Source organism: Pseudomonas sp. MWU13-2100, from assembly GCF_023242365.1.
Lineage (GTDB): Bacteria > Pseudomonadota > Gammaproteobacteria > Pseudomonadales > Pseudomonadaceae > Aquipseudomonas.
In genome coordinates this window covers 60,723-72,340 of the sequence record NZ_JALLIX010000033.1, presented here as the reverse complement: position 1 = coordinate 72,340, position 11,618 = coordinate 60,723, and the positions used below count along the sequence as shown (strand labels likewise).

The 11,618-nt window shown below is 61.9% G+C and carries 11 protein-coding genes; 8 read left to right on the top strand and 3 right to left on the bottom strand.

Annotation, left to right across the window (positions count from 1 at the left end):
* The 7 genes from M5B99_RS21225 to M5B99_RS21195 all read left to right on the top strand — a co-directional run.
* A partial coding sequence (locus M5B99_RS21225; protein ID WP_248805866.1) for a hypothetical protein occupies positions 1–286 on the top strand: 286 nt, incomplete at its 5' end.
* A protein-coding gene (prfB, locus tag M5B99_RS21220) for a peptide chain release factor 2 (protein ID WP_103498378.1) occupies positions 212–1,307 on the top strand; the annotation gives its coding sequence in 2 pieces (ribosomal slippage) (positions 212–283 and positions 285–1,307; 1,095 coding nt in all). The genes M5B99_RS21225 and prfB, both read left to right, overlap by 75 nt.
* A gap of 82 nt (positions 1,308–1,389) precedes the next feature.
* Complete coding sequence (gene lysS, locus M5B99_RS21215) at positions 1,390–2,892, top strand: lysine--tRNA ligase (RefSeq protein ID WP_248805863.1); 1,503 nt, start codon at positions 1,390–1,392, stop codon at positions 2,890–2,892.
* Positions 2,893–2,997: 105 nt separating this feature from the next.
* Positions 2,998–3,702, top strand: a complete 705-nt coding sequence (locus M5B99_RS21210) for a TetR/AcrR family transcriptional regulator (RefSeq protein ID WP_248805862.1) — start codon at positions 2,998–3,000, stop codon at positions 3,700–3,702.
* 45 nt (positions 3,703–3,747) lie between these two features.
* A complete protein-coding gene (locus M5B99_RS21205; protein WP_248805861.1) occupies positions 3,748–5,025 on the top strand; it encodes a flavohemoglobin expression-modulating QEGLA motif protein in 1,278 nt (425 codons plus the stop codon).
* A 195-nt stretch (positions 5,026–5,220) separates the two neighbouring features.
* The gene (locus tag M5B99_RS21200; protein ID WP_248805860.1) at positions 5,221–6,135 is read left to right on the top strand and encodes an alpha/beta hydrolase; all 915 of its coding nucleotides are present in this window, start codon (positions 5,221–5,223) and stop codon (positions 6,133–6,135) included.
* Positions 6,132–6,458, top strand: a complete 327-nt coding sequence (locus M5B99_RS21195) for a hypothetical protein (protein ID WP_248805859.1) — start codon at positions 6,132–6,134, stop codon at positions 6,456–6,458. The genes M5B99_RS21200 and M5B99_RS21195 overlap by 4 nt, the downstream gene beginning before the upstream one ends.
* 64 nt (positions 6,459–6,522) lie before the next feature.
* On the opposite strand, the gene M5B99_RS21190 is transcribed toward M5B99_RS21195, so the two are convergent.
* From M5B99_RS21190 to M5B99_RS21180, 3 genes are all read right to left on the bottom strand, one after another.
* A complete protein-coding gene (locus tag M5B99_RS21190) occupies positions 6,523–7,314 on the bottom strand; it encodes an OmpA family protein (protein WP_248805865.1) in 792 nt (263 codons plus the stop codon).
* A gap of 63 nt (positions 7,315–7,377) precedes the next feature.
* Positions 7,378–7,800, bottom strand: a complete 423-nt coding sequence (locus M5B99_RS21185) for a DUF4398 domain-containing protein (RefSeq protein WP_248805858.1) — start codon at positions 7,798–7,800, stop codon at positions 7,378–7,380.
* 419 nt (positions 7,801–8,219) lie between these two features.
* Positions 8,220–8,561, bottom strand: coding sequence for a pilin assembly protein (locus tag M5B99_RS21180; RefSeq protein ID WP_248805857.1), 342 nt, complete (start codon positions 8,559–8,561; stop codon positions 8,220–8,222).
* A 223-nt stretch (positions 8,562–8,784) separates the two neighbouring features.
* On the opposite strand from M5B99_RS21180, the gene ppc reads away from it, so the two are divergent.
* Positions 8,785–11,415 (top strand): phosphoenolpyruvate carboxylase, encoded by a 2,631-nt coding sequence (gene ppc / locus M5B99_RS21175; protein ID WP_248805856.1) that lies wholly within the window; start codon positions 8,785–8,787, stop codon positions 11,413–11,415.
* Positions 11,416–11,618 lie beyond the last annotated feature (203 nt).

Here is an 11,618-nt window from a genome sequence, read left to right as displayed (position 1 = left end):
GGGGCTACACATTAATCAGGTATCTCCTCGGATTTTCGATCTGGCGAGCAAATTTTTAGGCGCGATCAACGTGCTGCCCGCCCCAAAAAGTGCCCGCCAGGGAAAAGAATGCGCCTCCAGGCGTTTCACCCCGCCAAGCGGGCTGCCGGGACGCGTGCAACTCGGTTATACTCATCGGCTTTCAAAAGTTCACCGACGAGTGCTGCCCGCCATGGAAATCAACCCGATCCTTAACAGTATCAAGGACCTGTCCGAGCGCTCCGAAACCATTCGGGGGTATCTTTGACTACGATCAAAAGCATGAGCGTCTGACCGAAGTCAATCGCGAGCTTGAAGATCCGGCTGTCTGGAACAACCCCGAATACGCCCAGAACCTCGGCCGCGAGCGTTCCGCGCTGGCGCTGATCGTTGAAACCCTGGACGACATGTCCAGCGGCCTGAGCGATGCCCGCGACCTGCTGGAAATGGCCGCCGCCGAAGAAGACCAGGGGGCCGTCGACGACGTCGCCGCTGAAGTCGAACGCCTGCGCGCCGCCCTGGAAAAACTCGAGTTCCGGCGGATGTTCAGCGGCGAAATGGACCCGAACAACGCCTACCTGGATATCCAGGCCGGTTCCGGCGGCACCGAAGCCCAGGACTGGGCCAACATCCTGCTGCGCATGTACCTGCGCTGGGCCGACAAGCGCGGTTTCGACGCCACCATCATGGAACTGTCCGCCGGCGAAGTCGCCGGGATCAAGGGCGCCACCGTGCATATCAAGGGCGAATACGCCTTCGGCTGGTTGCGCACCGAGATCGGCGTGCACCGCCTGGTGCGCAAGAGCCCGTTCGACTCCGGCAACCGTCGTCACACCTCATTCTCGGCGGTGTTCGTCTCCCCGGAAATCGATGACAACATCGAAATCGAAATCAACCCGGCCGACCTGCGGATCGACACCTATCGTTCCTCCGGTGCCGGTGGCCAGCACGTCAACACCACCGACTCGGCCGTACGGATCACCCACGTACCGTCCAACACCGTGGTCAGCTGCCAGAACGAACGTTCCCAGCACGCGAACAAAGACACCGCGATGAAAATGTTGCGGGCGCGCTTGTACGAACAGGAAGTGCAGAAGCGCAATGCCGCTTCCCAGGCCCTGGAAGACACCAAGTCGGATATCGGCTGGGGTCACCAGATCCGCTCCTACGTACTCGACGCCTCGCGGATCAAGGATCTGCGCACCAACATCGAACGCAGCGACTGCGACAAGGTGCTGGACGGCGATATCGACGAATACCTGGAAGCCAGCCTCAAGCAAGGGCTGTAAGACACTACTCTGGGAGCCGGCTTGCTGGCGATCCCCGGCCGAAGGCCGGGGGCAACGAACCTGTGATGGAAAATCTAAAGACATGAGCGACCAACAACTCGACCCGCAAGCCCTGCAACAGGAAGAAAACACCCTGATCGCCCTGCGCAAGGAAAAGCTGGCTGCCGAGCGCGCCAAGGGTCAGGCCTTCCCCAACGACTTCCGTCGCGACGCCTACTGCGAAGACTTGCAGAAACAGTACGCCGACAAGACCAAGGAAGAGCTGGCTGAGGCAGCGATCCCGGTCAAGGTTGCCGGTCGCATCATGCTCAACCGTGGCTCGTTCATGGTGATCCAGGACATGTCCGGGCGCATCCAGGTCTACGTCAACCGCAAGACGCTGTCGGAAGAGACCCTGGCCGCGGTGAAAACCTGGGACCTGGGCGACATCATTGCAGCCGTTGGCACCCTGGCCCGTTCCGGCAAGGGCGACCTGTACGTTGAAATGACCGACGTGCGCCTGCTGACCAAGTCGCTGCGCCCGCTGCCGGACAAGCACCACGGCCTGACCGATACCGAAACCCGTTATCGCCAGCGCTACGTCGATCTGATCGTCAACGAAGAAGTGCGCCAGACTTTCCGCGTGCGTTCGCAGGTCATCGCCCATATCCGCAACTTCATGATGCAGCGCGATTTCATGGAAGTGGAAACGCCGATGCTGCAGACCATTCCTGGCGGTGCAGCGGCCAAGCCGTTCGAAACCCACCACAATGCGCTGGATATGGGCATGTACCTGCGCATCGCGCCGGAGCTGTACCTCAAGCGCCTGGTGGTCGGTGGCTTCGAGCGGGTGTTCGAGATCAACCGCAACTTCCGCAACGAAGGCGTGTCGACCCGACACAACCCCGAGTTCACCATGTTGGAGTTCTACCAGGCGTACGCCGACTACGAAGACAACATGGACCTCACCGAAGAGCTGTTCCGTGAACTGGCCCAGGCCGTTCTGGGTAGCACCGACGTGCCGTACGGCGACAAGGTCTTCCACTTCGGCGAACCGTTCGTGCGCCTGTCGGTGTTCGACTCGATCCTCAAGTACAACCCGGAACTGACCGCCGCCGACCTGCAGGACGTCGACAAGGCCCGCGCCATCGCCAAGAAGGCCGGCGCCAAGGTGCTGGGCTTCGAAGGCCTGGGCAAGCTGCAGGTGATGATTTTCGAAGAGCTGGTCGAGCACAAGCTGGAACAGCCGCACTTCATTACCGAGTACCCGTTCGAAGTCTCGCCGCTGGCCCGCCGCAATGACGAGAACCCGAACGTCACCGACCGTTTCGAGCTGTTTATCGGTGGTCGTGAAATCGCCAACGCCTATTCCGAGTTGAACGACGCCGAAGATCAGGCCGAGCGCTTCCAGGCCCAGGTGGCCGAGAAGGACGCCGGCGATGACGAGGCCATGCACTACGACGCCGACTTCGTGCGGGCGCTGGAGTACGGCATGCCGCCGACGGCGGGCGAGGGCATCGGTATCGACCGCCTGGTGATGTTGCTCACCAACGCACCGTCGATTCGCGATGTGATCCTGTTCCCGCACATGCGGCCGCAAGCGTAAATCTGTTGTTGAAAAAGCCGCCCTTGCAAGGCGGCTTTTTTATTGTCTGTTGGTACTGATGTTTCAAATCATTACAAGAGAGGAAGACCGGTAGTGGAGCGTGCAATGGCGCAAAAGGGAGCAGCAGGCGTCGCTACGGCGGTGGCTGAAAGCGTTCAGTATCAGGGGCGCAAAGCCAGTCGGCAGGGAAGCGAGCAACGACGACAGGCGATTCTTGACGCCGCCATGCGCATTGTCGTGCGCGACGGCGTGCGTGGGGTGCGGCACCGCGCGGTGGCCGCCGAGGCCGATGTGCCGCTGTCGGCCACCACCTATTACTTCAAGGATATCGATGACCTGCTCACCGATACCTTCGCCCAGTATGTCGAGCGCAGCGCGGCCTTCATGGCCAAGCTCTGGGGAAACACCGAAGGCATATTGCGGGAAATGGTCGCCTACGGTGACGGCAGTGCGGGCTCTCGGGCGCAACTGGCCGATGACATCGCCCACATGATTGTCGACTACATTCAGCGGCAACTGCACAATCGTCGCGAGCACCTGATGGCTGAGCAGGCGTTTCGTCAGGAAGCGTTGCTCAATCCACGCCTGGCGGTGTTGGTGCGCTCGCACCAGCAGATTCTCCTACAGGGCGCCTACCAGTTTGTTCAGGTACTGGGAACCAAAGAGCCACAGCAAGATGCCAAAGTGTTGACGGCTATTATCGGACGGATGGAATATCAGGGCCTGCTCAACGACGCCGAGGTCCAGTCCGAACAGGACATGCTGGGGATCCTCTCGCGTTACATGCACCTGGTGCTGGCCTCGGTCTAGGCTCTGTGCCTGGCTATTCACCGGTATCACCTTCAGGAGTCACCCTTGGACGATTACCAGCAGACGATACGCAGCCTCTCCGATCGCATTGTGCTGGCGCAGACGCCGATCCGCGTGCTCGACGCGGTGAAGTGGGACGAGAACATCCGCAAGGGGTTTCTCAAGGGCAAGGGCAAGGAAATGCCGGCGGTGGATCGCGACTATTACGCTTCGCGACCGCTGTCGTTCGATTCCAGTGCGGTGAAGCTGGAGTTCCAGAACATTGAGCGCGATATCACCCGGCGGCTCGGCCAGTTCAACCCGGTCGGGCAGATCATGCGTCGCATGTGCCGCGAGTACCGGCAGGTGGTACGGATGCTCGAAGCCCGTGGCACCGCGGATTTCGGCCTGATCTCCCAGGAACTGTACGGCGCCGCGTCGGATGCGTTCCATGCTGGTGATCCGACCCTGGCCGACCTCGGCTTGATGCTCTCCGACTACCTGAACAATATCGACGGCCGCGGCGACCTCAAGGACGAGCCCAAGACCCTGACCGCCAAGGACGCGGTCAGCATGCTGCAAAGCCGCTTGAACAAGGTGTTCGGCGAGGCCGAGGAAACCATCCGGGTGTTCGAGTCCGACGGCATCGTCGCCGATGCGGCGGCGGGCGCCGACTACATCAAGATCCGCGCCGACGCGATGTTCAACTCGCGGGATGTACGAGCGCTGGAGGTGCATGAAGGCCTGGTGCATGTCGGCACCACCCTCAACGGTTTGAACCAGCCGATCTGCACCTTCCTGTCCAAGGGCCCGCCCTCGTCGACCGTGACCCAGGAAGGCCTGGCGATTCTGATGGAAGTGATTGCCTTCGCTTCCTATCCGACCCGCTTGCGCAAATTGACCAACCGGACCCGGGCCATCGACATGGTGGAGCAGGGGGCGGACTTCCTCCAGGTGTTCGAGTTTTTCCGCGAGCAGGGTTTCGAGATGGCGGAAAGCTATGGCAATGCCAGTCGGATCTTCCGTGGTTCGACTCCCACGGGGCTGCCATTTACCAAAGACTTGTCCTATCTCAAGGGCTTTATCATGGTTTACAACTATATTCAGTTGGCCGTGCGTAAAGGCAAGCTCGAACAAGTGCCGCTGTTGTTTTGCGGCAAGACCACGTTGGAAGATATGCGCACGCTGCGCCAATTGGTGGATGAGGGGCTGGTGGTGCCGCCCAAGTATCTGCCGGAACAGTTCCGCGATATGAATGCGCTGTCGGCCTGGATGTGTTTCAGTAACTTCCTGAACCATTTGAGTCTGGATCGGATCGAAGCGGATTACTCTAATATCCTCTGACCGCTGCTCAGGTTTTTGCGTACGACGATATTGTCTTGCAGGAACCCCCATTTGTAGGAGCCGGCTTGTCGGCGATGAGGCCCGTGAGTCCTGCATCGACTTTAGCGACGCCATCGCTGCGGTGCGGCGTCCCGACAAGCCAGCGCCTACAGTTTCCGTGTTGATTGTGGTTCTAGCTAGCGAGGCTTCAAACGGATGAGAATCCTCGGCATGCTGTGCCTGCTGCTGACCCTCGGCGGTTGCAGTTCCCTGCTGTTCTATCCCGATCCCGGCCTGCCGTTCACCCCGGACAAGGCGCACCTCGAATACCGCGATATCACCCTGACCAGCGCCGACGGCGTGCGCCTGCGCGCCTGGTGGCTGCCGGTCAAGGCCGGCGTGGCGGTCAAGGGCACGGTGCTGCATTTGCACGGCAATGGTGGCAATCTGTCCGGGCATCTGGGCGGTAGCTGGTGGTTGCCGGAGCAGGGTTATCAGGTATTGATGCTCGACTATCGTGGTTACGGCGTGTCCGAAGGCGAACCGAGCCTGCCGGCGGTTTACCAGGATATCGATGCGGCGTTCGACTGGTTGCAAAAGGCCCCGGAAGTCCAGGGCAAACCCCTGGTGGTCCTGGGCCAGAGCCTGGGCGGAGCGCTGGTGGTGCATTACCTGGCGCAACGCCATCCCGAATACCAGTCGCGCCTCAAGGCCCTGGTGCTCGATGGCGCACCGGCCAGCTACCGTTCGGTGGGGCGTGATGCCCTCGCGTCGTCCTGGTTGACCTGGCCCCTGCAAATACCGCTGTCATGGCTGGTGCCCGATGGCGACAGCGCGATCAGGGCCATGCCGCGCCTGACCGGCGTACCGAAACTGATTTTCCACAGCCTCGACGACCCGGTCGTACCGCTGACCAATGGCATCCAGCTGTATCAGGCGGCGCCTGCGCCGCGGGTGCTGCAACTGACCCGTGGCGGTCATGTGCAGACCTTCGCTGACCCGACCTGGCGCCAGGTGATGCTGCGTTATCTCGACGACCCGCAGCACTTCAACGGCCTGCGCCGTCTGGGCGAGATCCCGAATTACCCGCCTGTCCCGAATTCGAATGTTGAACCAGAGAGCCCGCAATGACTGAAGAACGTAACGCCATTCCCCTGATTATCACCGGTATCTGCAGCATCATCGGTACGGTCGCGTGCCTGTGGTACTACGGTTACCTGCATTTCGCCAAACCGGAGGATGCGCTGCTGTTGAACGAATTCACCATGCTCAAGACGGTGCCCGGGGAGGATTACAAGATCTCGCTGCAGCCGGCGGCGCAAACCGCGCAGTGCATCGACGGCGTGCTGGTGCTGTTCGACAGCGAACAGAAGGGCCTGACCGGCGTGTTGGTGAACAGCCAGAAGCAGGCGGTGCGCTGCATGGGGCAGGAAACGCCGAAGTTGGAGCAGTAACCTTTCCCCTGGGGGCGGACGTGAAACAACCGCCTGATGGGATCAGGCGGTTTTTTTTGTCCGATCAGTTATTGCTGCTGATGGACGAACGCGGTGCCACGGGCTGGTTGTCGTTGGAAATGGTCACTTCCACGCGACGGTTCATGGCGCGCCCGGAAACGCTGTTATTATCCGCCACCGGATACTCCTGGCCATAACCCTGGGTCACGATACGCGACGGGTCCACGCCCATCTTGATCAGTGCCACTTGCACCGAAGTCGCGCGACGTTCCGAAAGGCTCTGGTTGTAACCCGAGGTTCCGGTGCTGTCGGTGTAGCCCTCGATGATCACCTTGCGGTCAGGGCTCTCCTGGAGGAACTGTGCCAGTTTGTTGATGTTGACCAGGCCGGAGGACTTCAGGTCGGCCTTGTTGGTGGCGAACAGCACGTCACCGAAGGTCACCAGGGTGCCACGCTCGGTCTGCTTGGCGTTCAGGCTTTCCTGTAACTGCTTGATCTGCTGGTCACGGGCATCCAAGCGGGCCTGGGCACGCTGGGCGGCGGCGTTTTTCAGATTGGCTTCGGCGGTGCGCAGGGCGATGGTCTGCTTCGCCACTTCAACCCGCTGGTTGGTCAGATAAGCCAGTTGGTCGACGGTCTCGACCTTTTCACGGTTCTGGTAGGCCTTGTCGGCCTTGTCCAGGTAGTCACTGGCGTCCTTGGTTTCCAGGGCCGCGACCTTGCTCGCCTGCGGGTCGGCTTGCAGCCCGGAGAAGTTGGTACGAGCCTGCTCCAGGTTGCTGTTGGGCTGCGACGAGCAGGCGGCCAGGCCGACGCTGAGGGCCAGGAGGGCGGGGATCATCAATTGTTTACGCATCATGGTTCTCATCCTTTATGGGGTTCAAGCTTCAGGGAGTGCAGGCGCTGAGCCTGCCAGTGCTTACTGCACCGGTTGCGCGGAGCGTTGGCTCTCCTGGCGCAATTCCTGAACACCTTTCTGTGAATCCTTCACGGCCAGCTCGGCCTTGGCGGCCTGGGCCTTGCGTTCGGCGACGCGGGCATCCCATTCGGCCTGTTCGGACAGGCGGCGGGCTTCGTCATACTTTTTGTCGTGCATGGCCATTTCAGCTTGTTTGAGCTTGTCCTGGGCCGACTTCATTTCCACGGCGGCGTATTCGGTACCGCCGGCACTGACGGCGCTGTTGACCGCCGATTGGGTCACGGCGTACTGCTCGGTTGGCGGGTTACCGGCGCAACCGGCCAGGAGCAAGCTGCCGCCGAGTGCCAGCGCGGCCAGTTTCAGCCCGCGCAGGGGGGTTAGCGAGGATTGGACAGTGTGGGTCTTCATGATCTTCAACTCCATTGGATAGCTCCTGAATAACGACATCGTCCATCACGGTTCCGGGAGCCTTTGGCGCCGTGTCCAGCAGATGGACCGGTTGCGTTTTCACTGCAACTGCTCCGGTGATGGTTACTGGTTGTGACTCACGGCTTTTTTGAATAGTTCAGGAAAAGTGGCCCATCGCCGGAATAAATACTGACTGAGTGGTCAGGGCAAAAAGTCTGAACTTTCGCGGTGTGCGGGGGTATCGAAGGGCGGGGGGGCGGTGGGCGAACGGTCTTTCGGACACGCGACGAAACCTTTGGGAGCCGGCTGGCCGGCGATGGCGTCCGCTAAGTTGATGCAAGGCTTGCGGGCCTCATCACCGGCAAGCCGGCTCCTGCACTGACCGCGTTGACTGACGTTGTGAGGGCAGTGTCGGCAGGGCGTTGTGTCAGGATCTAGTGTTTCGGTTTGTCCTGGGACGCCAGGTCATGCAGATGTCGTCGCGACAACGAGAGGAAGCGCGGCGTCGGCCCGACATCTTCATACAGCGGATCACCTTCTTCGTCGGTGGCCACCACCTGTGAGCCCTGGATGTAGGGAAAACTGGCTTCCAGTTCCTCCAGCGCCGCGCCGATCAACTCGCCGAGCAGTTCCTCCGGGTGCCGTTTGGGGTACATGTCGATCACTGCCGCCAGTCGCGCCGCAGCTTCCACATCCAGATGAATGACATAGCCGGTGTCGGTCAAGCGACCCTTGGCGTTTTCTTCCCAATGCTGGGCAAGCTCGCGGATTTTCATATCGACCTCAATTCGCCCCCGTTGATCGCGGGTATTGATGAGTGACCGGCCTGTACCGGCGATAAGGCCCTCGTGGGACCTATGTATCAGACTAGCTCCAGGTCACGAGGTTCAGCACGTATTTTTGCCGGGCATCAATTATTCGGCCGACTTGTAAGCATTCGCCGCCGTGGTGCACTCTTGAGCCTGTGAGCCATCTCAGCGTCCCCTGGAGAGTCTGTCGATGTCCGATATTGATGTCCGTTTGCGTGAAGACGTCCACCTGTTAGGTGAACTGCTGGGCAATACCATTCGTGATCAGCATGGTGACGAATTCCTCGACAAGATCGAGCGTATCCGCAAGGGCGCCAAGGCCGACCGCAGCGGTTCGGTGAATGCCGAACTCAGTGCCAGCCTGGACAGCCTCGGCGACGACGAGTTGCTGCCGGTGGCCCGGGCCTTCAACCAGTTCCTCAACCTGGCCAATATCGCCGAGCAGTACCAGTTGATTCACCGCCGCGACGAGTCGCAGCCGGCGCCCTTCGAGGCGCGGGTGCTGCCGGAGTTGCTGGCGCGGCTGCTCGCCGAAGGCCACGGCGCCGAATCCCTGGCCCGGCAACTGGGCCGCCTGGAGATCGAACTGGTGCTCACCGCGCACCCCACCGAGGTGGCGCGGCGGACCCTTATCCAGAAATACGATGCCATTGCCGCGCAATTGGCCCTGCAGGACCACCGTGACCTCACCAGCGCCGAGCGCGAGCAGATCCGCCAGCGCTTGCAGCGTCTGATCGCCGAAGCCTGGCACACCGAGGAAATCCGCCGCACCCGGCCGACGCCGGTGGACGAGGCCAAGTGGGGCTTCGCGGTGATCGAGCATTCCCTCTGGCAGGCCATTCCCCACTACCTGCGGCGTGCCGACCAGGCGCTGTTCGCCGCCACCGGCCTGCACCTGCCCCTGGAAGCCGCGCCGATTCGTTTCGCCTCCTGGATGGGCGGCGACCGCGATGGCAACCCGAATGTCACGGCCACGGTTACCCGTGAAGTGCTGCTGCTGGCCCGCTGGATGGCGGCGGACCTCTATCTGCGCGATGTCGATTATCTGGCCGCCGAGTTGTCGATGCAGCAGGCCAGCGAGGCTCTGCGCGCCCGTGCCGGCGAGAGTGCCGAACCCTATCGCGCCGTGCTCAAGCAATTGCGTGAGCGGCTGCGAGCGACCCGTAACTGGGCCCAGGCATCCCTCGCCACGACGCAACCGACGTCGGATGAGGTGCTGCAGAACAACCGAGAGCTGTTGGAGCCGCTGCAACTGTGCTACCAGTCCCTGCACGAGTGCGGCATGGGGGTGATTGCCGATGGCCCGTTGCTCGATTGCCTGCGCCGGGCGGTGACCTTCGGCCTGTTCCTGGTACGCCTGGATGTGCGCCAGGACTCCTCCCGTCACGCCGCCGCCATGACCGAGATCACCGACTATCTGGGGCTGGGACGTTACGAAGACTGGAAGGAAGAAGATCGCCTGACTTTCCTGATGCGCGAGCTGGCCAATCGTCGCCCGCTGCTGCCGGCCTGGTTCAAGCCCTCCGCGGACACCGCCGAAGTGCTGGCGACCTGCCGGGAAATCGCCGCGGCACCGGCAGCGTCCCTCGGTTCCTATGTGATCTCCATGGCCGGTGCGGCCTCCGATGTGCTGGCGGTGCAGTTGCTCCTCAAGGAGTCCGGGGTACTGCGGCCGATGCGTGTGGTGCCGTTGTTCGAAACCCTGGCCGACCTGGATAACGCCGGTCCGGTGATGGAGCGGCTGTTGCTGCTACCCGGCTATCGCGCGCGCCTGCAAGGTCCGCAGGAAGTGATGATCGGCTACTCTGATTCGGCCAAGGACGCCGGCACCACGGCGGCGGCCTGGGCGCAATATCGGGCCCAGGAACGGCTGGTGGAGATCTGCCGCGAGCAGCAGGTCGAACTGCTGCTGTTCCATGGTCGCGGCGGCACGGTCGGCCGTGGCGGCGGTCCGGCCCATGCGGCCATCCTGTCGCAGCCGCCGGGTTCGGTGGCGGGGCGTTTCCGTACCACCGAGCAGGGCGAAATGATTCGTTTCAAGTTCGGCCTGCCGGACATCGCCGAGCAGAACCTCAACCTCTATCTGGCCGCCGTGCTCGAAGCCACCCTGCTGCCACCGCCGCCGCCGCAACCGGCCTGGCGCAAGTTGATGGACGAATTGGCCGCGGACGGTGTCAACGCCTACCGCGCCGAGGTGCGCGACAATCCGCAGTTCGTCGAGTACTTCCGCCAGTCCACCCCGGAACAGGAACTCGGGCGCCTGCCGCTGGGCAGCCGCCCGGCCAAGCGTCGCGCCGGCGGGATTGAAAGCCTGCGGGCGATCCCGTGGATTTTCGGCTGGACCCAGACGCGCCTGATGCTGCCGGCGTGGCTCGGCTGGGAGGCGGCGCTGCGCAATGCCCTGGCGCGAGGCGAGGGCGCGCTGTTGGCGCAGATGCGCGAGCAATGGCCGTTTTTCCGCACCCGTATCGACATGCTGGAAATGGTCCTGGCCAAGGCCGACAGCGATATCGCCCGCTCCTATGACGAGCGCCTGGTGGGCGCTGAACTGCTGCCATTGGGTGTGCACTTACGCGACCTATTGTCGCAGGCGTGCGCGGTAGTACTGGGTTTGACCGGCCAGTCGCAACTGCTTGCCCACAGTCCCGAGACCCTGGAATTCATTCGCTTGCGCAACACCTACCTGGACCCGCTGCATCGCTTGCAGGCCGAGTTGCTGGCTCGTTCGCGGCGCAAGGAAACATCCCAGGACAGCCCTCTGGAACAGGCTTTGCTGGTGTCTGTGGCGGGGATTGCCGCCGGACTGCGCAATACTGGCTAAGGTGTGTAGGAAGGGTTGCTATATGTAATGGGACAAAAACGACCGCCCAGTCAGGGGCGGTCGTTTTTGTGTGGCGACACTTTATTGTCGGGGGGCGACCCGGCGTAGCAGGTTTCACCGCTTGTGCAGGCATGGGTTGCTGCTACTTTCGGCGGCTTGTGTGGGTACGGTCGGCTGTGTATCTTGATCAGCCTTTGGCCGTT